At 70.6% G+C, this 23,600-nt stretch carries 19 protein-coding genes and 2 pseudogenes; 10 read left to right on the top strand and 11 right to left on the bottom strand.

Going from position 1 to position 23,600, the window contains the following annotated elements; genetic code table 11:
* Window positions 1-8 precede the first annotated feature (8 nt).
* The 4 genes from grpE to ABZ479_RS26855 all read right to left on the bottom strand — a co-directional run bounded on the left by grpE (window position 9) and on the right by ABZ479_RS26855 (window position 3,996).
* Window positions 9-656, bottom strand: coding sequence for a nucleotide exchange factor GrpE (gene grpE / locus ABZ479_RS26870; RefSeq protein WP_500463929.1), 648 nt, complete (start codon window positions 654-656; stop codon window positions 9-11).
* Window positions 653-1,792 (bottom strand): tetratricopeptide repeat protein, encoded by a 1,140-nt coding sequence (locus ABZ479_RS26865; RefSeq protein ID WP_500463928.1) that lies wholly within the window; start codon window positions 1,790-1,792, stop codon window positions 653-655. Before ABZ479_RS26865 ends, grpE begins: the two co-directional genes overlap by 4 nt.
* Before the next feature lie 22 nt (window positions 1,793-1,814).
* Window positions 1,815-3,410, bottom strand: coding sequence for an Hsp70 family protein (locus ABZ479_RS26860; protein WP_500463927.1), 1,596 nt, complete (start codon window positions 3,408-3,410; stop codon window positions 1,815-1,817).
* Window positions 3,411-3,591: 181 nt separating this feature from the next.
* The gene (locus ABZ479_RS26855) at window positions 3,592-3,996 is read right to left on the bottom strand and encodes a pyridoxamine 5'-phosphate oxidase family protein (protein ID WP_500463926.1); all 405 of its coding nucleotides are present in this window, start codon (window positions 3,994-3,996) and stop codon (window positions 3,592-3,594) included.
* A gap of 171 nt (window positions 3,997-4,167) precedes the next feature.
* On the opposite strand from ABZ479_RS26855, the gene clpB reads away from it, so the two are divergent.
* On the top strand, window positions 4,168-6,765 hold the full coding sequence (gene clpB / locus ABZ479_RS26850; RefSeq protein WP_500463925.1) for an ATP-dependent chaperone ClpB: 2,598 nt from the start codon (window positions 4,168-4,170) through the stop codon (window positions 6,763-6,765).
* 106 nt (window positions 6,766-6,871) lie between these two features.
* Window positions 6,872-7,402 (top strand): type III secretion system chaperone family protein, encoded by a 531-nt coding sequence (locus ABZ479_RS26845; RefSeq protein ID WP_089222722.1) that lies wholly within the window; start codon window positions 6,872-6,874, stop codon window positions 7,400-7,402.
* Window positions 7,403-7,519: 117 nt separating this feature from the next.
* Here the strand turns inward: ABZ479_RS26845 and ABZ479_RS26840 are convergent.
* Window positions 7,520-7,951: pseudogene (locus tag ABZ479_RS26840) on the bottom strand (aminotransferase class I/II-fold pyridoxal phosphate-dependent enzyme); the annotation flags it as partial.
* Here ABZ479_RS26840 and ABZ479_RS26835 point away from each other — a divergent pair.
* Window positions 7,862-9,418, top strand: coding sequence for a recombinase family protein (locus ABZ479_RS26835; RefSeq protein ID WP_500463946.1), 1,557 nt, complete (start codon window positions 7,862-7,864; stop codon window positions 9,416-9,418). The pseudogene ABZ479_RS26840 and the gene ABZ479_RS26835 overlap by 90 nt on opposite strands.
* A gap of 280 nt (window positions 9,419-9,698) precedes the next feature.
* Window positions 9,699-10,196, top strand: coding sequence for a toll/interleukin-1 receptor domain-containing protein (locus ABZ479_RS26830; protein ID WP_393670201.1), 498 nt, complete (start codon window positions 9,699-9,701; stop codon window positions 10,194-10,196).
* A gap of 974 nt (window positions 10,197-11,170) precedes the next feature.
* On the opposite strand, the gene ABZ479_RS26825 is transcribed toward ABZ479_RS26830, so the two are convergent.
* The 6 genes and pseudogenes from ABZ479_RS26825 to ABZ479_RS26800 all read right to left on the bottom strand — a co-directional run.
* Complete coding sequence (locus ABZ479_RS26825) at window positions 11,171-11,362, bottom strand: type I restriction-modification system subunit M N-terminal domain-containing protein (RefSeq protein WP_500463924.1); 192 nt, start codon at window positions 11,360-11,362, stop codon at window positions 11,171-11,173.
* 292 nt (window positions 11,363-11,654) lie between these two features.
* Entirely contained in the window at window positions 11,655-12,824 is a 1,170-nt protein-coding gene (locus tag ABZ479_RS26820; RefSeq protein ID WP_500463923.1) for a pyridoxal phosphate-dependent aminotransferase, read from the bottom strand.
* Window positions 12,825-12,837: 13 nt separating this feature from the next.
* Window positions 12,838-14,154 carry a restriction endonuclease subunit S domain-containing protein gene (locus ABZ479_RS26815; RefSeq protein WP_500463922.1) on the bottom strand — a complete coding sequence of 439 codons (1,317 nt, stop codon included), beginning with the start codon at window positions 14,152-14,154 and terminating at the stop codon, window positions 12,838-12,840.
* Complete coding sequence (locus ABZ479_RS26810) at window positions 14,154-15,653, bottom strand: N-6 DNA methylase (RefSeq protein WP_500463921.1); 1,500 nt, start codon at window positions 15,651-15,653, stop codon at window positions 14,154-14,156. The genes ABZ479_RS26815 and ABZ479_RS26810 overlap by 1 nt, the downstream gene beginning before the upstream one ends.
* A complete protein-coding gene (locus tag ABZ479_RS26805; protein ID WP_500463920.1) occupies window positions 15,650-15,841 on the bottom strand; it encodes a hypothetical protein in 192 nt (63 codons plus the stop codon). The genes ABZ479_RS26810 and ABZ479_RS26805 overlap by 4 nt, the downstream gene beginning before the upstream one ends.
* A 236-nt stretch (window positions 15,842-16,077) precedes the next feature.
* Window positions 16,078-16,836, bottom strand: a pseudogene (locus ABZ479_RS26800) (aminotransferase class I/II-fold pyridoxal phosphate-dependent enzyme); the annotation flags it as partial.
* A 202-nt stretch (window positions 16,837-17,038) separates the two neighbouring features.
* Between ABZ479_RS26800 and ABZ479_RS26795 the strand changes: the two are divergent.
* From ABZ479_RS26795 to pyrE, 6 genes are all read left to right on the top strand, one after another.
* Window positions 17,039-17,554, top strand: a complete 516-nt coding sequence (locus ABZ479_RS26795) for a DUF2716 domain-containing protein (protein ID WP_500463945.1) — start codon at window positions 17,039-17,041, stop codon at window positions 17,552-17,554.
* Between the two features lie 1,454 nt (window positions 17,555-19,008).
* Window positions 19,009-19,551, top strand: a complete 543-nt coding sequence (locus ABZ479_RS26790; protein WP_500463919.1) for a DUF2617 family protein — start codon at window positions 19,009-19,011, stop codon at window positions 19,549-19,551.
* Between the two features lie 109 nt (window positions 19,552-19,660).
* Window positions 19,661-21,229, top strand: coding sequence for a polyamine aminopropyltransferase (locus ABZ479_RS26785; RefSeq protein WP_500463918.1), 1,569 nt, complete (start codon window positions 19,661-19,663; stop codon window positions 21,227-21,229).
* A 57-nt stretch (window positions 21,230-21,286) separates the two neighbouring features.
* Window positions 21,287-22,165 (top strand): SRPBCC domain-containing protein, encoded by an 879-nt coding sequence (locus tag ABZ479_RS26780; protein WP_500463917.1) that lies wholly within the window; start codon window positions 21,287-21,289, stop codon window positions 22,163-22,165.
* 10 nt (window positions 22,166-22,175) lie between these two features.
* Entirely contained in the window at window positions 22,176-23,006 is an 831-nt protein-coding gene (locus ABZ479_RS26775) for an aldose epimerase family protein (protein ID WP_499599594.1), read from the top strand.
* A 10-nt stretch (window positions 23,007-23,016) separates the two neighbouring features.
* A complete protein-coding gene (gene pyrE, locus ABZ479_RS26770) occupies window positions 23,017-23,556 on the top strand; it encodes an orotate phosphoribosyltransferase (RefSeq protein WP_500463916.1) in 540 nt (179 codons plus the stop codon).
* Window positions 23,557-23,600: the final 44 nt, after the last annotated feature.

The raw sequence follows: 23,600 nt of genomic DNA, 5'->3' as shown, positions 1-23,600 counted from the left end.
TCCTCGGTTCAGGTGACGGCGTGCACGCGGACCTGCTGGGGGCGGACGACGCGGTCCGCCATGCGGTAGCCGTGGCGTACGACCTCGGCGACGTCGCCGGCGAGTTCCGGGCTGGGCGCGGGGACGGTGCCCACGGCCTCCTGGAGGGCGGGGTCGAAGCGCCCCGCGGTGACCGGGATGCGGGTCATGCCGTACTTCTCGAGGAGGGTCAGCAGCTCGGCGCCGACCGATGCGGCGAAGCCGCCGTCGTCGCCGGGGTGACGGTCGACGCGGTCCAGCAGGAGGACGAGGTCGTAGAGGAGCGGCTGCACCAGCCGGCCCTCGGCGGCCTTGCGGTTGTGGCCGAGCTCGGCGCGCAGTTCGTCCAGACCGCGCCGTCCCTCGCGGTCGTTGAGCAGCCGGCGGCGGAACTGGTCGCCGAGCGCGGCCATCTCCTCGCGCAGTCCGTCGACGGCGTCGGCCACCACGGCCAGGGGGTCGGGCGCAGGCTCCTCCGCGGTCTGCGGGGCGGGGCCCTCCGGCGGCACCGGCGACACCTGCGGCGGCGCGGGGGGCTGCGGGGGCACCACCGGCAGGGGTGGCGGCGGCACCACCGGCACCACCGGCACGGGCGGAACCTGCGGAGGCTGCGGTGGCAGCGGCGGCGGGGTGCTCATGCGCGGCTCCAGGACTGCGGCGGCGGGGTGAGGAGGTGCCGGGGGAGGGACGCGCGGGTGTGCCACCAGCGCGGCCTGAAGCCGATCCACGCGATGAGCGCGAGGGCGGCGACCACCACGAACACGACGTACGCCTTGACCGGGGTGAGCAGCAGCACGACGGCCGGGACCACGACCCAGAGCATGCGCCGGTGCCACCGCCACGTCTTGCCCAGGGACTCGGCCGCCAGCCCCCGGTAGAACTCCAGCCGCCCCACCAGGTCCGGGTCGACGGGACGTACGGCCAGGCCCTGCTCGACGCAGTGCAGGATGCGCCGGGCGCACTCCTCGGAGGCGACGACCAGCCGGCGGCTGACCGGGTGCGTGACCATCGCGCCCTCGGCGCGCAGCGACCAGATGCGGCTGATCTGGTCGCGCAGCCCGGTGTGACCCGGGCTGTGCGCGAGGGCCTTCTCGTACCAGGTCAGCGCCTCGTCGAAGCGCGAGGAGGCGTACAGGCCGTCGCCGACGGCGAGTTCGGTCGCCAGGTCGCCCGGGGCGAGTTCGTCGGCCTTCATGTACCAGGTCAGCGCCGTGTGGTGGTCGCCGAGGGCGGTGTGGACGTTGCCGATCATCAGGTGGTTCGCGGCGTCGTCCGGGGCCAGCTGGAGCGCCCTGCGGTGCTCCTGGAGGGCGTCCTGGTACGCGCCGAGGTCCTGGTGGACGGCGCCCAGCAGGCGCCAGGCGTAGGCGTTGCGGTCGTCGTGGTGCACGGCCTGGCGCAGCTCGTACTCGGCGGCCTGGAGGTCGCCCTCCTCGATGTTCCGCTCGGCGATGCCCACCCAGTCGCGTACGGCGGGGCCGGGCGCGGGCCGGGGGACCCTCGGCTCCCGGGGCTCGGGTCCCTTCTTCCGCGAGCGGGCCAGCCGCTGGTCGTACAGGGCGCGCGCGGAGGGGTCGGTGAGCGCCCTGCGGGCCTCCAGTACGCGCCGCACCTTGTCCTCGGCCTCGCGGCGCTTGTCGGCGGTGGGGGCCTTGCTCGCCTTCCCCGCCCAGCTGCGGTGCTCGCGGTCGAGCTTCCTGCCGATCTCCTCGGCGCTGTCGCCGGTGCCGATGCCGAACTCGGCGTAGTAGTCGGGCACGTCCGTCGTCGTCATGGCGTGTCGGCTCCCGCTCCGTTCAGAGGGCCGCGGTGCGGGCCACGCGGTCGCTGAGTTCCTCCAGTTCCTCGCCACCCAGGTTGTCCGGGCGCTCGACCTCGAACTCGCCGAGCCACTCCCCCGAGGTGAGGTCCTTGACCTCGACGTGGATGATGCCGTCCACGTCGTAGGCGTAGAACACCTCGAAGGGCGCGCCCCTGGGGTACGGCGGGATCTTCAGGGTGCTCTCGCCGACGACCTTCACGTAGTCCAGGTCCTCGCCCTCGCCCTCGGTGACTTGCACCCGCAGCGCGGTCTGGCGTTCCCGGATCGTGTGGAAGGTCTCGCTCTCCTTCGCGGGGACCGTGGTGTTGTGCGGGATGATCACCGCGTTGTACTCCGGCGAGCGGGGGGCGTCGTCGCGGACGGCGACCATGCCGAGGGACTGCGAGGTGACGTCCTTGATGGACTTCACGCGGCCCTTGGTGAGCCGGGCGAGGCCGTCGCCCGGGGCGGACTCCACGTGGGCGCCGCTGCCGATGTACTTCTTGCGCTCGGCGGCCTGTTCGGCGCGGACCTCGGCGTCCAGGGCGATCAGCGCGGCCCCCAGGGCGACCACCTCGTCCTGGTTGACGCCGCGTTCCGCGGTCTTCCCCGACAGCCGCTCGACCAGCGCCGGTACCTGCGGCATGCGCGTGGAGCCGCCGACGAGCAGCACCCTGTCGATGGCGCCCCAGCCCAGCCCGGCCTCCTCCAGCACGCCCTCGGTGAGGATGCGGGTGCGGTCCAGCAGTTCGGCGGTGAGCTCGTCGAACTTCTCGCGGGTGACGCGGATCTGCTCGTGCCGGCCGCCGGCCGAGAGCATGACGACCGCCTGCGGGGCGTTGGACAGGGTCCGCTTGGCGATCTCGGCCTTGTCGCGCAGTTCGGCGAGGGTGGCGGTGTCGTCGGTGAGGTCGGGGCCGCCGGCCGCCATGAAGGCGCCGTTGAGGTGTTCCATCAGCGCCCCGTCCCAGTCGAAGCCGCCGAGGTTGCGGTCGCCGTCGGTGGCGACGACGTCGTACTCGCCGTCCTCGACCCTCATCACGGTGACGTCGAAGGTGCCGCCGCCCAGGTCGTAGACGAGGACGGTGCCGACCCGCTCGTCCTCGTCCTGGTCGAGGCCGTACGCCAGGGCGGCCGCGGTCGGCTCGTTGACGATCCGCAGCACCTCCAGTCCGGCGATCCGGCCGGCGTCCTGGGTGGCCCTGCGGCGGGCGTCGTCGAAGTAGGCGGGGACGGTGATCACGGCGCGCTCGACGGGCTCGCCGAGCATCATCTCGGCGTCCTCCTTGAGCCGCTTGAGGATCAGCGCGGAGATCTCCTCGGGGCGGAAGGGGGTGCCGGACTCCGAGGTGTAGACCGGGGTGGGCTCGCCCATGTAGCGCTTGACGAACTGCACCACGTGGTCCGGGGCGGTGGCCGCGGAGCGTTTGGCCTGCGAGCCGACGACGACGACGTCGCCCTGGAACATCACCACGGACGGGGTGATGTTCTCGCCCTCGCGGTTGCGGACGATGGACGCGGTGCCGGTCCGGTCCGCCACCGCGACCGCGGAGTACGTCGTGCCCAGATCGATTCCCACAACCCGTGCCACAGCCGGGCACCTCCCCGTAGCCGTACCTCGTCCGAATCTGCCGGAGCGTCAATCATGCAGCACGCAGGGGTGTTTGCGGGACGGGATCGACAGGGCCGCGGGGGCCCGGGCGGGCAGGGGCGGGCAGGGGCGGCGACGGACGGGGAGGGGCCCGGCCGGGGGCGGGGCGGGGGCGGTGCGGTCAGGCGCGGCCCATGGCGCGGGTGAGCGCGATCTCGACGACGACCCGGTCCGGGTTGGGGGCGGGGGTGCGGCCGTACCGCTCGGCGTAGCGCCGCACCGCGTCGGCGACGGCGTCCGGGTCGGTGTTGATCCGGGCCACGCCCTCCAGCGTCGCCCACCGCCCCTTGTCGACCTGGCACACCGCGACCCGGGCGCCCTCCGCCCCGGCCGCCAGCACGTGGGCGACCTTGCGGCTCGCCTTGTTGGTGATCACCCGGGCCAGCCCGGCCTCCGGGTCGTACGTCACGCCGACCGGCACGACGTGCGGGGTGCCGTCGGGGCGGTGCGTGGTGAGGGTGCTCATGAGGTACTCCCGCCAGAAGGCGAGGTAGCCGGGTCCGGGGTTGCGGGGGTCGATGGCCATGGACCGACCGTACCCGGCTGAGCGGGGGGCCCGGCGGGGCCGTACCCGGGGGCGACGCGCGTCACGCCGGGCCTTCTCCTTGGAAACCAACCTTGAGTGGAATAGACTCAACTTGTCTTACGCTGGAAAAAGCAGCTTCGATGGTGGGCCGACAAGGAGGAGCACGCGGACGTGGACGCCGAGCTGACCAACAAGAGCCGGGAGGCCCTGAACGCCGCCAACAGCGCGGCGGTCTCGGCCGGGCATGCGGACCTGACCCCCGCGCACCTGCTGCTGGCGCTGCTGGAGCAGCCCGGGAACGACAGCGTGCTGGACGTCCTCGCGGCCACCGGCGCGGACGCCGCCGCGGTGCGCTCGGGCGCCGAGCGGCTGCTGGCAGGGCTGCCCAGCGTGCAGGGCAGTACGGTGGCGCCGCCGCAGGCGAACCGTGAACTGCTCGCCGTGATCGCCGACGCGGCACGGCGGGCCGAGGAACTCGGGGACGCGTACGTGTCCACCGAACACCTGCTCATCGGCATCGCCCTCAAGGGCGGTGCGGCCGGTGAGCTGCTGGAGCGGTCCGGTGCGACCGGCAGTGGACTGCAGGACGCCTTCGAGCAGATCAGGGGAGGTCAGCGCGTGACGACACCCGACCCCGAGGGCACGTACAAGGCGCTGGAGAAGTACGGCACGGACTTCACCGCGGCGGCCCGCGAGGGCAAGCTCGACCCGGTGATCGGCCGGGACAACGAGATCCGGCGCGTGGTGCAGGTGCTCTCGCGGCGTACGAAGAACAACCCGGTGCTCATCGGTGAGCCCGGCGTCGGCAAGACCGCCGTCGTCGAGGGCCTGGCGCAGCGCATCGTCAAGGGCGACGTGCCCGAGAGCCTGCGCAACAAGCGGCTGGTCGCCCTGGACCTGGGCGCGATGGTCGCGGGCGCGAAGTACCGGGGTGAGTTCGAGGAGCGGCTGAAGGCCGTGCTGGCGGAGATCAAGGCCAGCGACGGCCGGATCATCACCTTCATCGACGAGCTGCACACCGTCGTCGGCGCGGGCGCCGGGGGCGACTCCGCCATGGACGCCGGCAACATGCTCAAGCCGATGCTGGCCCGCGGCGAGCTGCGCATGGTCGGCGCGACCACGCTCGACGAGTACCGCGAGCGGATCGAGAAGGACCCGGCCCTGGAGCGCCGCTTCCAGCAGGTGCTGGTGGCCGAGCCCAGCGTCGAGGACAGCATCGCGATCCTGCGCGGTCTGAAGGGACGCTACGAGGCGCACCACAAGGTGCAGATCTCCGACGCCGCCCTCGTCGCGGCCGCGACCCTCTCCGACCGCTACATCACCGCCCGCTTCCTGCCGGACAAGGCCATCGACCTGGTCGACGAGGCCGCCTCGCGGCTGCGCATGGAGATCGACTCCTCGCCGGTCGAGATCGACGAGCTGCAGCGCTCGGTCGACCGCCTGCGCATGGAGGAGATGGCGCTGGAGAAGGAGACCGACGAGGCCTCCAAGCAGCGCCTGGAGAAGCTGCGCAAGGACCTCGCCGACAAGGACGAGGAACTGCGCGGCCTGACCGCCCGCTGGCAGAAGGAGAAGGAGGGCCTGAACCGGGTCGGCGAGCTCAAGGAGCGCCTGGACGACCTGACCACCCGGATCGAGCGCGCCCAGCGCGACGGCGACTTCGAGGCCGCGTCCAAGCTGCTGTACGGCGAGAAGCCGAAGCTGGAGGCGGAGCTCGCCGAGGCCACCGAGGCCGAGGAGGTGGCCAAGCGGGGCACCATGGTCAAGGAGGAGGTCGGCCCGGACGACGTGGCCGACGTGGTCGCCGCCTGGACGGGCATCCCGGCCGGCCGCCTGATGGAGGGCGAGACCCAGAAGCTGCTGCGCATGGAGGAGGAGCTCGGCAAGCGGCTGATCGGCCAGAGCGAGGCCGTGCGCTCGGTGGCCGACGCGGTGCGCCGCTCGCGCTCCGGCATCGCCGACCCCGACCGCCCCACCGGTTCCTTCCTCTTCCTCGGCCCGACCGGCGTCGGCAAGACCGAGCTGGCCAAGGCGCTGGCGGACTTCCTCTTCGACGACGAGCGGGCCATGGTCCGCATCGACATGAGCGAGTACGGCGAGAAGCACTCCGTCGCCCGCCTGGTCGGTGCCCCGCCCGGGTACGTCGGCTACGAGGAGGGCGGCCAGCTGACCGAGGCGGTGCGCCGCCGCCCGTACTCCGTGGTGCTGCTGGACGAGGTGGAGAAGGCGCACCCCGAGGTCTTCGACGTCCTGCTGCAGGTGCTGGACGACGGCCGGCTCACCGACGGCCAGGGCCGCACGGTCGACTTCCGCAACGCCATCCTCATCCTCACCTCCAACCTCGGCAGCCAGTACCTGGTCGACCCGGTGCTCAGTGCCGAGGAGAAGAAGGAGAGCGTGCTGGAGACGGTGCGGGCCTCCTTCAAGCCCGAGTTCCTCAACCGGCTCGACGACATCGTGGTCTTCAGCGCCCTGAACAAGGACGAGCTGCGCCGCATCGCCCGGCTGCAGACCGACCGCCTCGCGGTCCGGCTGCGCGACCGGCGGATCGCCCTCGACGTCACGGACGAGGCGCTGGACTGGCTCGCCGAGGAGGGCAACGACCCCGCGTACGGCGCCCGCCCGCTGCGCCGCCTGGTGCAGACCGCCATCGGCGACCAGCTGGCCAGGGAGATCCTGGCCGGAGAGGTCCGGGACGGCGACACGGTGCGGGTCGACCGGGTCGGCGACCGGCTGCTGGTCGGCGCGGTCACCGGCAAGACCCTCTGAGGTCCCCCGCGGGAATCCCACGCGAATGGGGCACGGCGGGCCGCGCTTGCACGGAGCGGCCCGCCGTGAGGGAGGATGGGTGTATCCGTACGAAGGGAACTCCAAGGTGAGCATCGACCCGTCCTCGATTCCGAATTTCGGGGGCCAGCCGGACCCCCAGCCCGGCTCTGCCGGGAACGTGGTCATTCCTGACCAGGATCTGGTCAAGCAGCTGCTGGAGCAGATGGAGCTCAAGTACGTCGTCGACGAGGAGGGCGACCTCGCCGCGCCGTGGGAGGAGTTCCGCACCTACTTCATGTTCCGGGGTGAGGAGGACCAGCAGATCTTCGCGGTCCGCACCTTCTACGACCGTCCGTACAGCATCGAGGACAAGCCTCAGCTGCACGAGGCGCTCGACGACTGGAACCGCCGCACCCTGTGGCCGAAGGTCTACACCCACACCCACGACGACGGCACCGTCCGTCTGATCGGTGAGGCCCAGATGCTGATCGGCCTCGGCGTCGGCCTGGAGCACTTCGTCTCCAGCACCGTCAGCTGGGTCCGGGCCTCCATCGAGTTCGAGAAGTGGATCCTCGAGGCCCTCGGACTGGAGAAGGACGCGGAGTCCACGGACGACGACGGCGACGGCGAGGACTGAGCCCGCCCCCACGGGCACACACGGACCGCACGGGAGCAGCCCGTCCGCCACGCGACCGCCGGTGAGCGGGCGTGCGCGGGCGGGCTGCCGTGTTCCGCGCGGGGGGTCCGACGCGCCTCAGAGCCGGCGCAGCCGCTCCACGCTCTCCCGCAGCACCTCCTCGCGCTTGCAGAAGGCGAAGCGCACCAGGCTGCGGCCCTCCTCCGCGTCGTCGTAGAAGATCACGTTGGGCACCGCCACGACCCCGCAGCGCTCCGGCAGCGCCCGGCAGAACGCCAGGCCGTCCTTCTCGTCGAGCGAGCGGATGTCGGTGGTCACGAAGTACGTGCCCTCCGGGCGGAAGACCCGGAACCCGGCCTCCTCCAGGCCGTCCGAGAGCAGGTCCCGCTTGCGCCGCAGGTCCTCGCGGAAGTCCCGGTAGTAGGCGTCGGGCAGCCGGAGCGCCTCGGCCACGGCGTACTGGAACGGTCCCGCGCTCACGTACGTCAGGTACTGCTTGGGCGCACGCACCGCGCTGACCAGGGCGGGGACGGCCGTCACCCAGGCCACTCCGTTTTCATACACTCATTCGCATGTCGCACTAGGCCTGCAGGGGGCACCACCAGCCACGACGTCGCCGCGGAACCGGCGGCGGTCTACTGCCGCATCTCCCAGGCAGACGACGACCAGACGGGCGTCGACCGGCAGGAGCGGATCTGCCGGGAGATCGCCGATCGCCGCGGGTTCGTCATCAACCCGGCCCACGTCTTCGTGGACAACAGCCGCTCGGCCTGGAGTCGCAAGCGGAAGCGTCCCGGCTGGGACCGCTTGCTGGAGGAGGCCCGGGAGCGCGGCTTCCGGCACATCATCGCCTACCACCCCGACCGGCTGATGCGGCAGCCCCGAGACCTGGAGGAACTGCTCCAGGTCTCCGACGACCACGCGATCACTCTCCACGGAGAGGCGAACCGGCGGGACCTGTCCGACCCCGATGACCGCTTCATCCTGCGTATCGAAGTCGCGCACGCCTGCCGGTCCTCGGACGACACCTCCCGACGGCTGAAGTCCGCGATGCAGGACCGCGCCCGGGAGGGTAAGCCCCAGGGCGGCATGCGTCGGTTCGACTACACCAAGGACGGCATGGCCATCGTCGAGGACGAGGCGGAGATCGTCCGCGAGGTCTTCGACCGCTACCTCAAGGGCGAAGGCGCGGCTCCGATGGCGAAGGACCTCCACCGGCGAGGCATCCGGACGGCCGGCGGCAAGGCGTGGAGCGCCGGAACGGTGCGCGGCCTACTCGACTCCCGGCACGTCGCCGGCATCCGGATGCACCAGGGCGAGGAGGTCGGCCCTGGCACCTGGGCTGCGATCATCGACGCGGGAGTGTGGGCCGAAGTCAGGGCTCGGCGCGAGTTCCGATCGGCAGCCCACAAGGAGGCGCTCAGCACGCCCTCCAGCGCTACTACATTCTCCGCGGCCTGGTCATGTCCGGGCGCTGCGGCACCCTGGTGTCGGGCACCGCCAAGAGCGCGGGACCTGCGTACCAGTGCAATCGCCGCGGGCGGAACGACGAGAAGAAGTGCTCGCGGGCGATCGTGGCCCCGACGCTGGAGGACTTCGTCGCGGATGCCGCGGTCAAGCTGCTCAGCGAGCTCCGGGTGGACGGTCGGCTTGCCACCAGCAACCTCACCGAGAGCGTGGCCGAGGAGGTGGAGGACGACCAGCGGCAGCTCGCCGATCTCAATGAGATGTGGACGGCGAAGGAGCTGTCCACGGCGGAGTACCGGAAAGATGCGCAAGGAGATCACCGACCGCATCGCCAAGGCCCAGCGCAAGGTGGTCATCCGGCCCATGGTGCTCCTCGACGGCCTCACGGGTGCGGGCGCACGAGCTGCCTGGGACGCGGAGGACATGACGGACGAGCGCCGCAACGCGGTGCTGCGGTTCCTGTTCTCCGGTGTCGTCATCGACGAACCGAAGAAGCTCGGCCGCTACATGGACTGGGGCCGGATCCGGATCGATCAGAATCCGCTGTAGCGGTGACGAGGGGCATGGGTGCGGATAGCAGCAGTAACTACGACACTGTGTCGGTGGTTCCCTTTACCATGGGGCCATGGCGCAATGCACAGCACCCTCCCGAGGCCACCGCACCGCGAGTGGAGCCGCGAACTGCCCAGCGTGCAGCAACTGGGGAAGGTCGTACTCCCGGTCGTCATACCCGTCGGGCTCCTCGTACAGCAGCGGCGGCGGAGGCCGGTCTTCGTCGTACGGCTCGTCCGGAGGTGGGACCTCGCGTCGCACCAGGTCCGGCAGGACGGTGTCGTACACCCCGACCGAGTGGCAGGCGGTCGAGCCCTACGCCGAGAAGGCTGCGGTACAGGCCCAGAAGTACCCGGACAAGCGAGACCTCTTCCTGTGCCACGCCTGGAACGACCGTGAGGGCAGCGCGAAGGAGCTCTACGGCCACCTGAAGACCAGTGGCGCGACGGTGTGGTTCAGTGAGGAAGACATCCCGCTCGGTTCGCTGCAGATGCGCGAGATCGACAAGGGGCTTCGTAACTCCCGCATCGGCATCGTGCTGGTCACGCCATCCCTACTTGAGAGCATCAAGAACGAGGGCATCGCCGAAAAGGAACTCGCCGTCCTGCTCAACACCAATCGCGTCGTGCCCGTGACGCACGGGGTGACCTTCGACGAGCTCTACGACGTCAGCCCCATGCTCGCGTCCCATTCCGGGCTGAGCACAAAGGAATCGTCGCTCGACGCCGTCGCCGCCAAGATCGCTGCTGCTGCCGCCGCGCTTCCCGCTGCCTGACGCTCAGCTCAACCCGCACGAGCAGTCGATGCCGCTGCCGCGAGAGAAGAAAAAGTCGCAGCCGGCGCTGCACCGGCATCCGGTCGACTACGAACGCGCGTCGTGGTTGTGGTCCGCAGAGCCGTCGACCGAGAGAACCAACACGCCCGCCAAGTGTGGTAACAAGTACGGCAGTTCAACAGACCACACTCAAAGGCTGCCCGTCATGCCGACCTCAGCACCCAGATGATCTCCGTCTACGAAAATCTTGCCAGGGCCGCAAATGTGCACCGCCTCGTACGGACGAAGGTGCACCGTTTCTGGTGGGGTGACGAGGCGGGGGTTCTGAGACCGGCCGTCACGCATCGGCGAGGAGACCTGCTGAAACCACCTCACCGCAATATACAGATAGGCCAATCGAACCCGGTGGATGTTGAAGCAGGCCAGATGGCACGCTCCGCTGCGTGAACGTGCTTCGGACACTGGCCGAGTTCGGCTCCACCGCAGCCATCGGCCCACTGCGCTGCGGCGCGAAACTCAACGACATCGCGGCGGCGCTCGGGCCGCCGTGGGACATCGGCAGGGTGAGCAGGCTGCGGCGCTGGCCCCACTGCCATTTGATGACCTATACCGCTGCGATCGTCAATTCCTCGGCCATCCCATCGAGCCTCGGAGCAGGTCGGTTGGCTCTACCGTCGGCTATGGTCCGAACTGCGGTTCATGACGCGCTCGCAGCCCAACGCACGGCCGCACACCGAAGGCCCAAACGCCCCTTCGGCCAGCGGAGCCAGCCTCCCCGCCCCTGCTCTGGTGGGTAGATGTCGTTGTCCACCCGGTCGCTGACATAGCGGTGCTGGCGGGATCGATCGGCACCCTCGTAGGTCCGCCCCCGACACCCGCCGGAGGCACAGGGCTAACAGGGTCGTACCTACAGCCGCCCGGTCACCGCGTCCACAAGAGCGGCCAGGTTGGTGGCCCCGCTGCCCGAGCCCGACTCAGTTCGGGTTCTCGTACCGAGCGGCCAGCTCCCGTACCGCGGCTCGGTCCGGCTCGAGCACGCAGTCGAGCCGCCGCAGGATGGTGAACGGGAGGATCACCGTCCCGTACTGGTTGGGGCGGTAGGGGCCCCGAAGCTGGTCAGCGATCGACCAGATAAAGCTACCGAGCGTGCTCGCAGGTTTCCTCACGAGGATGGACTGGCAGTGATGACCACTTTGCCAGAGCTAGCGATCAGCGTCTTATGGTTCAGAGGCAAGCCCCCGCTCCGGCGCACTCCTCCGTGACATCCTGCTCCGCGGCGGGCTGTTCCGGTGCTGGCTCCCCGGCATCGCGGGGCTCCGGGTGAGAGCCGACTCGTTCCCTGAGCCCCCCCCGTGAGGCAACGACAAATCCGCTCGTGCAGCGTTCTGAAATGTGACGATACCGGGCTTTCGGCTGGCGATCTCGATTGCGACCCCGTTTTTGGCCCGAGGCGCGAGTTCAGGGGGACAAGCGCAGCAAGAGGCGACTGGCAGCATCTTTGAGGACATCCTGCTTCTTGCAGAACGCGAAGCGGACCTGGGTGCGGCCGGCATCGGGGTCGTCGTAGAAGACGGAGTTGGGGACGGCGACCACTCCGCAGCGTTCGGGGAGCGAGCGGCAGAAGGTGAGGGCGTCCTTCTCGCCAAGGGCCGCGATGTCCGTCGTGATGAAGTACGTGCCCTGGGGGCGGTAGACCTCGAAGCCGGCCGCGGTGAGACCGGTCGCCAAGAGGTCGCGCTTCGCCTGGAGGTCGTCGCGGAAGGCGGTGTAGTAGGCGTCGGGGAGGCGGAGGGCCTCCGCGATGGCGTACTGGAACGGGCCTGAGGCGACGTAGGTGAGGAATTGCTTCGAGGTGCGGACGGCCGCGACGAGGGGAGCGGAGGCGGTAACCCAGCCAACCTTCCAACCCGTGAACGAGAAGGTCTTGCCCGCCGAGGAGATGGAGACCGTGCGGTCGCGCATGCCGGGGAGCGAGATCAGCGGGATGTGCTCGCCGTCGAAGACCAGGTGCTCGTAGACCTCGTCGGTGACCACGATGAGGTCGCGCTCCACAGCCAGCTCGGCGATCGCGGTCAGCTCGGTGGGGGTGAGCACCATGCCTGTCGGGTTGTGCGGGCTGTTCAGGAGGAGAAGACGGGTGCGCGGGGTGACGGCCGCCCGCAGTGCGTCGACGTCGGGGCGGAAATCGGGGGCGCGCAGTGTCAGCGGGACCCGCACGCCGCCAGCCATCGCGATGCTCGCCGCGTAGGAGTCGTAGAACGGCTCGAAGGCGATGACCTCGTCGCCCGGCTCCAGAAGCGCCAGCATCGCGGCTGCGATCGCCTCGGTGGCGCCCGCGGTTACCAGCACCTCCGTGTCCGGGTCGAAGCTCAGGCCGTAGAAGCGGCGCTGGTGGTCGACGATTGCCGTGCGCAGTTCCGGGACGCCCATCCCCGGCGGGTACTGGTTGCCGCGGCCGTCCCGTAGCGCTCGCACGGCCGCCTCCCGGATCGCCTCCGGCCCATCCGTATCCGGGAAGCCCTGGCCGAGGTTGATCGCGCCCGTCGCCAGCGCAAGCGCGGACATCTCCGCGAAGATCGTCGTCCCGAGCCCGTCCAGCCTGCGGTTCAGCAGCGGCCTGCCGCTCATCTCTCCACCGTTCTCACTCGGGTCGCCATCGAGCTTCCGGGCCCCATTCTGTCTCATCAAGGCCCCCCTTCCTAAGGGGTGTGGGCACGGTGATGAGCGGGGGCGCACCGGGGCTCCGCTGCTCAGGCTCGTCCAGTTCGCGGAGCACACCTGCCTTCGCCGAGATGTCGCGCAGGAGCGCGTCCCGCAGGGCGTGCAACGTCGAGATCCCGGAGACGAGGAGTCGCGCCGTGGTGTGGAGGGGCTCGGCGACCCCATGGAAGTCGGCACGCGTGAAACGGTCCGGCCAGGTGAGGGTCAGGGATTTTAGGCGTAGTGCGGAGATCTCCCGTCGGTTCTGGCCCTGCGCGAGTTCTGTGATCGCGTCGCTCCGGCTCCTGAGCTCGTGGAGCAGCCACCAGGCGTCCTCGTCGTCCAAGGGTCGTACGGCGACGACGCTTCTGAGGGGTGTTGCCGCTCGACTCGACACAGCGATGTGCGCGCCGTCGGAGCGGGTGCTGAGCATCAGGGTGCCCGGAGGATGCACCGCACTCTCGCCGGCCGGGCCGCTCAGCCGAAACTGGTGGACGTGGGGCACTGGGAGGTCGTAAAGGTCTCTGGGCGCGATTAGGTCAACGGCAGCCTCTCCGGGTGCCAGCGGGAGTGAGCTTTCGGTACCTCTGCCTGTCTTCACACGGGCGATCTTGGCGAGTGTTCTTGTGTCCCACGAAGGTTCCGAAGTCGCTACGTAGTCGTGGAGCGCGTCGGCCAGTTCCAATGCCTTGCGCGCGGTGTGCCGGTAGAGGGCGACGGTCTCCTCGATGAGGGTGAATGCACAGTGGTAGCGATTGACCACGTCGGGCGGTGGCAGCGGGAACGGCATGCGACGGAGGGTGTCAAGGCTGACGGTCGGCTCGACGTGGGCCGTCACGTCCTCGTCGACCCGGGCCTTCGCCGTGGCCGTCTGCAGCCAGATGTGGAGCCACCGCACGAGGTGCGGCTCTGCGCGGATGATGCCGATCGACCTGGCCGCAGGCCAGCCGGCGTGCTCGGAGGTGACCAGCGCAGAATCCCCTGCGCGTCTGACGAGCACGACGGCTAGGTCACCTTCCCTGAGGACGGCGCGGGGACGTGAAGGTGCGCCCCTGACCTGCTCGTTGGTCCTGGGGGAGAGGATCCTGCCGCCCCGGACAAAGGTTGAGCTGACAACTCCTGGAGTGCTGTCGGCGGTCTTGTCGTCAACGAAGCCACAGGCGGTGGAGATGGTCCTGTCGTGTGGTTCGAGTTCACGGAGGGAAGTCGTCGGCCAAGCCGCCGTACCCGTCTCGGCCGGGGGTGTACCGGCTTCCATCAGATCTCCTCCAGAGCGTCCAGCAGCCGCTGTTCCAGGTCGCGCATCTGAGCCAGTTGATCTGTCAGTTCGAGCTTGAGCCGCTCGATTCGATTCTGCGTGTCCAGCTCCGGGTTGGGAGCTTCAACTGCGTACGAAGTCGGCATCAGCCTGTGTTCGTGGCCCGCGATCTCCTTGGCGGAGCAGCTTCTGGACCATCCGGCGACATCGCTGTACGGCATCGTTGCGGCATCGCTCTCGGGGAGGCCCCGCCAGGCTGCGAGAGTGGTCAGGATCCGCGCCGTGTTCTTGTCGCCCAGCCTCCGCATCTTCGAGTCCTGCACCCGTTCGGAGGCGCGCCGTGCGTTGATGAAGAGCACCTGACCGCGGCGGTCCAGGGCACCCCAGCCAGGACGTGCGCGCTTGTCCTTGTTGAGCACCCATAGGCAGCCCGTTGCCTTCGAGTGACCGAAGACGCGAGGCGGGAGAGCGATGACGCACTCGACGAGGTCGTCGTGCAGGAGACGTTCGCGCAGCCTTCGGGGTCCGGACTGTCGGCTGGTGGCCACAGTGTCGGCCATGAGGAATACGGCTCGCCCGCCCGGTGCCAGCGCGTGCGCGATGTGCTGGATCCACGCCGCGTTGGCGGAGCCTCGGGGCGGCGGCTCGACCGGCCACCGCGGGTCGGTGGGTGCGGGGAGAACCGGCCGGCTGACGCCCTGCCCCGTTGCGTCCTCCGACATCCAGGCGGATTGATTGAAGGGCAGGTTGGCCAGGATGACGTCGTGGTGCTCGGACTCTGGCTGCGCGAGGCTGTCTCCGGGAGGGAAAATGTGGGCCCTGATCCCCCTGACAGAGAGGTTTATGTGGGCCACCTGACAGGAGGGAGCGTGCCGTTCTCTTCCCCACAGCGACATGGTCGGCTCAAGCCTGACGCGGTCGTGAACGTAGCGGTGGCTCTCGACCAGCAGCCCTCCTGAACCGCAGACAGGATCCAGCACGCTGTCCCCGTCGTGGGGGACGGCGACGCCGACCATGAGACGCGCCAGGTCGTTCGGGGTGAAGTAATTGCTGCCGTCGGCCTGGGCCGCCGACAGGTTCCCCAGACACTGATCGAGCAGAGGGGCGGCCTGCGGGGCGGAGGCGATGGCGTCGAGGAGGGTGCGCAGCAACGATTTGGAGCCGGGAGGCGGAACCGGCACGAAACTCATCGTGCCCGCGTCCAGGTCCTCGATGGCGGGGAGCCAGTGGGCCAGGCATTTGATCACGGCGCTGCGGGTCTCCGAGTCGCCCCTCGCGGTGCGAGTCAGCAACCACGCCCACGACGGCTCTCCGGGCTTGGCTGCGGTGCGCGGAATCCGGCTCAGGTACAGCAGACCGAGGACGAGCCGGGCCGCCTCGGCCGGGTGCATGAATCGGGAGAGCTGCGCGAGATGCTGCGACATCTGTTCAAGCGTCTGATCGGACGGGGAGGGGTGCCCGGCCCGCGCCGCGTGTCCTCGGTGCGTCGTGTCGCTCATGCTCCCACCACGCCCAGGGCGGTCAGGACGACGATGAGGAGCGGCAGAGCGATGGCAAACGCCTTGGCGCCCGTCTTGACGGCCAGGGTGCCCCGCCCTCCCTCCAGGACGGCTACGAGGCTGCCGACAAGGGCGGCGACGAGGGCTCCGAGGATCGCGACGATCACGTACATCAATCTCAGCTGCACGTTCGGTTCCTTCCCGAGGACGAGGGGTTTGCAGCCGCGTGATCCCCGGCTGTAGGAAGGACAGTAGGAGAGGCAGGCTCTGCACCGCAGCGAGCACGTAGTTTGGGATTTTCTAAGATGAGCGCGCGGGTTTCAAGCCATCCAAGGAGATGCACGCCATTTGGAATTTTTGGTGACGCGGCAGTCAGGTGGCGAACGTCGGGTTGCGGCCCGCACCCTGAATAGGCAGGTCAAAAGGCCTTGACCCAGCCGACCTTCCACCCGGTGAACGAGAAGGTCTTGCCCGCGCTGGAGATGGTGACCGTGCGGTCGCGCATCCCCGGGAAGGACGCGAGCGGGACGTGCTCCGTCCCGTACGTCAGGTGCTCGTACACCTCGTCGGTGACCACGAGCAGGTCGCGCTCGACGGCCAGCTCCGCGATGGCCGCCAGCTCCTCGCGGGTGAGGACCGTGCCGGTCGGGTTGTGCGGGCTGTTGAGCAGCAGCAGCCGGGTCCGCGGGGTGACCGCCGCGCGCAGGGCGTCCAGGTCCGGGCGGAAGGACGGCGCGCGCAGGGTGAGCGGGACGCGCCGGGCGCCGGCCATGGCGATGCAGGCGGCGTAGGAGTCGTAGAAGGGCTCGAAGGCGATCACCTCGTCGCCGGGTTCCAGCAGCCCGAGCATGGCGGCCGCGATGGCCTCGGTGGCGCCCGCGGTGACCAGCACCTCGGTGTCGGGGTCGAAGCCGAGCCCGTGGAAGCGCAGCTGGTGCTCGGCGACCGCCAGACGCAGTTCGGGCACGCCGGGCCCGGGCGGGTACTGGTTGCCGCGGCCGTCGCGCAGCGCGCGCACGGCGGCCTCGCGCACCTCCTCGGGCCCGTCGGTGTCCGGGAAGCCCTGGCCCAGGTTGATGGCGCCGGTCCGGGCGGCGAGGGCGGACATCTCGGCGAAGATCGTGGTCCCGAACTCGGCGAGTGCGCGGTTGAGCGGGGGTCGCGAGGAGGTCATGCCCGCCATCCTCCGCCGAACCTCTGGACTTCCTCTACTTCAGTCCGGGGGATGGCAGCTGCGACGGTGTCCGGAGCACCGCCCTTGAGCAGGGGAAGGAGTGTCGGCGACTGTCGTCATCTGTCGTCGTTGGCTACCGTCGGACGGTCTGAGACGGCCCCGCACTGGTGGCCTCTTCACAGGGCGACTCCCGCTCTAGGATCGACCGGTGATGGACGAATCCGTTACCGCACTGTCAGAGGCCGAGTACCGGCACGTCTGGGACCGCTTCTATGCGGAGTTCAACTTCCAGCCGAGTATGAGTTCGCTCAAATGGCCGGCCATCAAGGAGCCGGCCGAGTCAGTCACCTGGAGCCTGGCGACCCTTCCCGATGAACCTGACTACGAGAGTCTGGACCGCCTGGTCGAGGTGGTCCAACAGGGGCTGGCCTCGTGCGTCGACGTGCACGGCACGCTGTTCGCGCTGGACTGGCAGCACACGTCGTACCGCTTCACTCCGCATGAGGTCGGCGGTCCTGGACAACCGGCTTGGCCGCTGAGTCCGTATCCCGACGGGGACTACTACATCTACCTTTCGCAAGACTTCCGTATGGGCAGCTTTGGGCACCCGTGGGAAGAGTCCCTCTGCCTGTTTGGTGATGCATTCCTCGACGCTGTATCGACAGAGGTCGACGGACTCCTCGGACCGCCGATCCGTCGCGCCGGCAGGGCAGCAGACCCCACCTGAGCTCGGGTAGGGAGCCAGTTCGGAAGACTGAGGCTGCGGACCGGGCCTCACCTGGGCGGACGCTGACCTGCGGCAACGCGGCCTCGTCACCGCTGTTCCCCGTGGGTTCCCGATCGGCACTGCCTCACCTGGTACGGCTGTGGCACGGCGAGGAACCTCGCACTCCTGAGATCCGCCGCCCACTCATCGCACCCAGCCGGCTTGCTGTGGGAGGCAGGGCTGGTCCTACCCCGAGGACCAGCCCCGGCGTCGTACCTCTGCGGCTTGCTCCCGGGCCGCTGCTGCCTCCGCTCTGGCCCTGACCCGGTCCTCTTCAAAGACCAGCACGCGGGCCAACGCGTCCAAGGCCTCAGCGATCCTCTCCCGCCAGTCAGCGAACTCGACGGAGTCCGCATCGGACGGCTGCTGCGACTTCACACAGCGGAGATGGCACAGGGCGTGCTTGAGCACGGGGTCAACCACGAGGCTTCTTTCGATTGGTACGCGGTCAACCCCATCGTGCACCACTTTCAAGACACGGCCCAGGCGAGCCCGATGCACGAGGCCGACGCAGCGGCTTTGGGCGGGACACGCCGACCCTGCGATGACCCTTCGCGTGTACGCGCATCTGATGCCCGACAGTCGCGAGCGATCCCGGCGGGCCGTTGATCGTGTCCTTGGGCCGCCGCCGTTGAAGATCACGGCGCCTGGACGGCCCAGTCGTCCACCCTTGGCCCCTGGTTCTGGTTCCGGCGCAGACCAGGGGCCTTCGCGTACCCGGAAACCTCTGGACTTCCTCAACTTTGCTTTCGGTCGCGGACGGCGGGGGCATCACCGTCGCACAACGGAAAGTACGGAAAACGGGGGTGGGAACGATGGGGGTCTTCATCATTCTGCTGGTCTTCGCCGCGATAGTGGCGCTCGTCCTGGTGGTGCGGAGCAGCGGTCGCGGACACCGCCGGCGGCGCTCGCACGGTTCCGTCGCGACCGACGGCGGCGGCGGGATGAGCTGGTGGGCGGGGGACTCGGGCTCCTCCGACGGGGGAGGCGGTGGCCACCACGGGGGAGGCCACCACTCCTGCGGCGGGGGCGGGAGCTCCGACAGCGGGGGTGGCAGCTCGTGCGGTGGGGGTGGCAGCTCGTGCGGTGGGGGCGGCGGCTGCGGCGGCGGAAGCTGACGATACGAAATTGCGTATTGCCCGTGCCGAATCGCATATGCGCCCGGTGGGTTGTTCACCCGTCGGGCGCATTTGTAGTGAACACCTGAACCCGTCCGGGCCCTTGGGGATGTAAAGCGGGTGGAGATGGGTAAAAACGCTGAAGGCGACGCGCCATTCATGATTGCGTATTCACCGACCCCTCGTGGGCACGAGCAGACGGACGTCCTCCCCCACAGGCGCGGGTCGGCGCGTCCTCTCCCCCCATGCCCGTGACCTCCCCTCGCTTGCTCGCGATGTGCCTGCGGAGCCGACTTCATGCTCACCACGCTTCAGACCGCCTACACCGACACCCGCGCCGGCGACCTGGCCTGGTGTCTGGGGATGGACGAACTGCCGGCGCTCGCCGTGCTCGACCGCGACCTGCCGGGCACCGCCGCCGGTGACGCCGTGCCCGCGGCGCCCCGCGTGCGGGTGCAGTTGCGGCTGCTCGGCGCCTCCCACCAGGTCATCCTGGACTCGCCGCGCGGCCGCTGCTCGGAGACCGTCGCCTGCATGCCGGGCAGCAGTGCGCCGCTGCCGTTCGGGGTGGCGCGGCGGATCGCCGGCTGGGACTACGAGTTCGCGGCGCGGATCGAGACGCTCTCCCGGGGCTGCTTCGCCGGGCGGGCGCAGGAGCTGCTCGCCCTGGTGGCCGATCACCCCAACGGGCTGGCGGGGACCTTCCCGGGTGATCCGCTCGCCTTCACCGCGATGCTGGTGCAGTACCGCGGCGGCAACGTCCTGTGGCGCACCTGGCATGCGTACCCGCAGGAAGGACGGCTGGTGGCGACGCGTTCGACGCTCAGCACGCAGCCGTGAGCCCGGTGGTACGCGCGTGGCCGGAACGGCGTCAACGCGCCGCCAAGTGCCACGAATTGCACCCCTGCGGGTGACGTGGACCGCCATATACCTGACATAGCGTGCAGGCATGATCGACCAGTCCACCTCCCCTACGGCCCGGGCCGCCCCGCGCGTCCGCAGGGCCCGGCTGCCCGTCCCGGTGGCCGCGGCCAGGGCACTGGTCCTGGCCGCGGTCTTCGTCTGCGCCGCCTGCGGCCTGGTGTACGAGCTCGAACTGGTCGCCCTCGCCTCGTACCTAGTCGGCGACTCCGTGACCCAGGCGTCGATCGTGCTGTCCGTGATGGTCTTCGCCATGGGCGTCGGTTCGCTGCTGGCCAAGCGGCTCAGCTGCGCGCCGGCCATCGGCTTCGCCGCCGTCGAGATCGCGCTGGCGCTGGTCGGCGGCCTCTCGGTGATGGCGCTGTACGCCAGCTTCGCCTGGTGGGGCCAGTCCCGGCCCGCGATGGCCGTCTTCGCCTTCGCCATCGGCGTGCTCATCGGCGCCGAGATCCCGCTGCTGATGACGCTGATCCAGCGGATCCGGCGGCAGGACGCGGGCGGCGCCGTCGCCGACCTCTTTGCCGCGGACTACGTGGGCGCGCTGGTCGGCGGCCTCGCCTTCCCCTTCCTCCTGCTCCCCTGCTACGGCCAGCTGACCGGTGCGCTGGTCACCGGCGCCGTCAACGCCGTGGCGGGCGGGGCCATCGTGCTCTGGCTCTTCCGCAGTGACGTCACGCCCCGCGCCCGTGCCCGGCTGCTCGCGGCCAACGTCGTGGTCCTCGCGGTGCTCGCGGGCGCGGCCTGGGCCGCCGGGCCCTTCGAGCGGGCCGCCCGGCAGGCGGTGTACGGCGGTGACGTACGGCTGGCCGAGCAGACCGCCGTCCAGGAGGTCGTGCTCACCTCGGCGCCGCTGCAGCTCTTCCTCGACGGGCGGCTGCGGGTGCGCGGCCGGGACGAGTACCGCTACCACGAGGCGCTGGTGCACCCCGCGATGGCGGGCCCGCACGGCCGGGTGCTGATCCTCGGCGGCGGCGACGGGCTCGCGCTCCGCGAGGTGCTGCGCCACCGCGGGGTCGGCTCGGTGACCCTCGTGGACCCCGACGCCGAACTGGTCGCCCTGGCACGGGACGACCCCGCGCTGGCCCGGCTGAACCGGCACGCCTACCGCGACCCCCGGGTCCGGGTGACGGCCGCGGACGTCTTCGACTGGCTGCGGCAGGAGCACTCCCCGCGGCCGCCCGGCGGGTACGACGTCGTGCTCGCCGACCTCCCCGACCCGGCGGTCTCGCGCAGCGCGAAGCTGTACTCGCAGGAGTTCTACGGGCTGGTCCGGCGGGTGCTCGCCCCGGGCGGCCGGCTCGCGGTGCACGCGGGCGCACCCTGCGCCGCCCGGCGCGGCTTCTGGACGGTCGACGCGACGGTACGGGCGGCCGGGCTGCGCACCGCCGACTACTGGATCGGCACCGGCGACGGGGACGAGGACTGGGGCTTCGTGCTGGCCGCCCGCGGCCGTGTCCCGGTGTTGCGGCTCGCCCCGGACGCGCCCCCGTTGCGGTCGCTGTCCCCCGGCGAGCTCGCGTCGGCGGCCCGCCGTGCCGAGCGGGCCCCGCTGCGGGATCTGCCCCCGTCGACGCTGATGCATCCGCGTCCCGGGTGAGGGCGAACCGGCGGCGAATCAGCACCGAAGGGTCGCCCGGCGGATTAGGCTCGCGGCATGGAGCCGCATGAGGTGTTCGTTCCGTTTCCGGCCGAAACCATTCGCCGGTCCCTCGCCGACCTGGAGCGCGTGGCCCGCTGCGTGCCCGGCCTCCAGCGCGACGCCGGCGCCGAGGAGGGCCTCGCCGGCCGGCTGAGGCTGCGGATCGGCGGCTCGACCATCACCTACCGCGGCACGCTGCGGCTGGTCCCGCGCGGCGGCGGGCTGACCATCGAGGGCGAGGCCGTCGAGGCGCGCGGCGCGGGCACGGTCAAGGTGGCGCTGGAGCTCGGCGTGGACACCGTGTCCGGCGGCGCGCTGCTGACCTTCACCGGCGCCGTGCAGGCCGACGGCCGGCTCGCCGACCACGAGGAGACGGCGGTCACCGCCGCGGGCCACCGCCTGCTGGACCGCTTCGTCGCCGCGCTCACCTCCGACCTGGAGGAGGAGGCCCCGGCCGGGGCGCCCGGGCCCGCCGCGGGGGACACCGCCGCCGACGACCTCACCGACGACCTGCCCGCGCAGCTCGACGAGTTCGCCGGGCACGACGCCCAGGAACTGCAGGAGCTGCAGGAACTCCCCGAGCCGCAGGACGCGGACGACGAACCCGCCGGCGAGCCGCTGCCCGGCGGGGAGACGGTGGCCGGGGTCCCCGAGGACCCGGCCGGCATCGACCTGCCCGCCGAGGCCGCGCACGCCCGCCGCACCCTGATCGGCCGCAGCGCCGAGGAGGTCGACCACGCGCCGCCGCGCGGCCGCTACGCCCCGGTGCCCGCGCCGCAGAGCGGTGTCGCGACCGCCTCGCTGCGCCGCTACGCGCCGGCCGCGGCGGCCCTGCTGCTGTCGGCCGTCGTCGCGGGGCGGGTGCTGCGGCGGCGCAGGCGTTCGTTCCCGTAGGGTCTGTGCCGTGGCCACGGATGAGAACCCTGACGGGCGAGACGACGAGCACGCTGTCCAACTCGAAGCCGGACCGGCGCGGCTGACGATCCTTCCGGATCTCGGCTGCCGTGTCGGCTCGCTGACCGTCGGCGGTGTCGAGCTGCTGCGGCAGGGCCCCACCTTCGGGTCCTTCCCGATGGTCCCTTGGTGCGGCCGCACCCGTGACGGGCAGTTCCGCAACGGCGGGGTGCTGCACCAGATGCCGCGCGACGCGGGCCCGCACGCCATCCACGGCACCGGCCGGCACGTCGCCTGGCGGACGGCGCCCGGCACGACCGGCGACAGCGCCTGCTTCTACTACGACCTGGCCGAGCCGTGGCCGTACCAGGGCCGGGTCAGCCAGCGCTTCGAACTGTCCGAGGACCGCCTCGAGCTCACGATGAGCGTGGAGACCACGGACGACTCCTTCCCGGCCCAGGCCGGCTGGCACCCCTGGTTCCTGCGCAACCTCGGCCGCGGCGGGCAGGACGCGCTCATCGACTTCACCCCCGGCTGGATGGAGGAGCGCGGCGACGACCACCTGCCCACCGGCCACCGGGTGGACCCCAAACCCCGTCCCTGGGACGACTGCTTCGGCATGCCGGACGGCGTGGACGTCACCCTGACCTGGCCGGACGAGCTGCGGCTGCGCATCACCAGCCCCGCCGAGTGGGTCGTGGTCTACGACGAACAGCCCCCCGCCATCTGCGTGGAGCCGCAGTCGGGCCCGCCGAACGGGCTGAACACCGCTCCGCGCCTGGTCACCCCCATCGACCCGCTGGAGGTCCGCGCGACCTGGGCCTGGGAGCCGCTGGGCTAGGCTCGTGGCCATGAGCGACGCGCGTGATGCCCTGCTGCAGCAGATCAAGGACAAGGCCGTGGTGCACGGCAAGGTGACCCTCTCCTCGGGTCTCGAGGCCGACTACTACATCGACCTGCGCCGGATCACGCTGGACGCCGAGGCCGCTCCGCTGGTGGGCCAGGTGATGCTCGACGCCACGGCCGACCTGGACTTCGACGCCGTCGGCGGGCTCACCCTGGGCGCCGACCCGGTCGCCACCTCGATGCTGCACGCCGCCGCGGCCCGCGGCCGCCGGCTGGACGCCTTCGTGGTGCGCAAGGCGCAGAAGGCGCACGGCATGCAGCGTCGCATCGAGGGTCCGGACATCAAGGGCCGACGGGTGCTGGTCGTCGAGGACACCTCGACCACGGGCGGTTCGCCGCTGACCGCGGTGGAGGCCGCGCGCGAGGCCGGCGCCGAGGTCGTGGCCGTCGCCGTGATCGTCGAGCGGGGTGCCGCTCCGGCCGTCGCGGAGGCCGGGCTCCCGTACGTGCGCGCGTTCGGTCTGGACGATCTCGGTCTGGGCTGATTGGCCGTCTGACCTGCGCTTTCCCTCAGGTGTGGAAGGTTTCA

The organism is Streptomyces sp. NPDC005722 (genome assembly GCF_040630935.1).
Lineage (GTDB): Bacteria > Actinomycetota > Actinomycetes > Streptomycetales > Streptomycetaceae > Actinacidiphila.
Note: the sequence above shows the minus strand (reverse complement) of the source record. Positions and strands in the feature narration are given on the sequence as shown.

Coding starts and splice junctions, on each gene's coding strand:
- grpE (WP_500463929.1), bottom strand. CDS start 656: ATGAGCACCCCGCCGCCGCTGCCACCGCAGCCTCCGCAGGTTCCGCCC.
- ABZ479_RS26865 (WP_500463928.1), bottom strand. CDS start 1,792: ATGACGACGACGGACGTGCCCGACTACTACGCCGAGTTCGGCATCGGC.
- ABZ479_RS26855 (WP_500463926.1), bottom strand. CDS start 3,996: ATGGCCATCGACCCCCGCAACCCCGGACCCGGCTACCTCGCCTTCTGG.
- ABZ479_RS26820 (WP_500463923.1), bottom strand. CDS start 12,824: ATGAGCGGCAGGCCGCTGCTGAACCGCAGGCTGGACGGGCTCGGGACG.
- ABZ479_RS26815 (WP_500463922.1), bottom strand. CDS start 14,154: ATGGAAGCCGGTACACCCCCGGCCGAGACGGGTACGGCGGCTTGGCCG.
- ABZ479_RS26810 (WP_500463921.1), bottom strand. CDS start 15,653: ATGAGCGACACGACGCACCGAGGACACGCGGCGCGGGCCGGGCACCCC.
- ABZ479_RS26795 (WP_500463945.1), top strand. CDS start 17,039: ATGGACGAATCCGTTACCGCACTGTCAGAGGCCGAGTACCGGCACGTC.
- ABZ479_RS26790 (WP_500463919.1), top strand. CDS start 19,009: ATGCTCACCACGCTTCAGACCGCCTACACCGACACCCGCGCCGGCGAC.
- ABZ479_RS26785 (WP_500463918.1), top strand. CDS start 19,661: ATGATCGACCAGTCCACCTCCCCTACGGCCCGGGCCGCCCCGCGCGTC.
- ABZ479_RS26780 (WP_500463917.1), top strand. CDS start 21,287: ATGGAGCCGCATGAGGTGTTCGTTCCGTTTCCGGCCGAAACCATTCGC.
- pyrE (WP_500463916.1), top strand. CDS start 23,017: ATGAGCGACGCGCGTGATGCCCTGCTGCAGCAGATCAAGGACAAGGCC.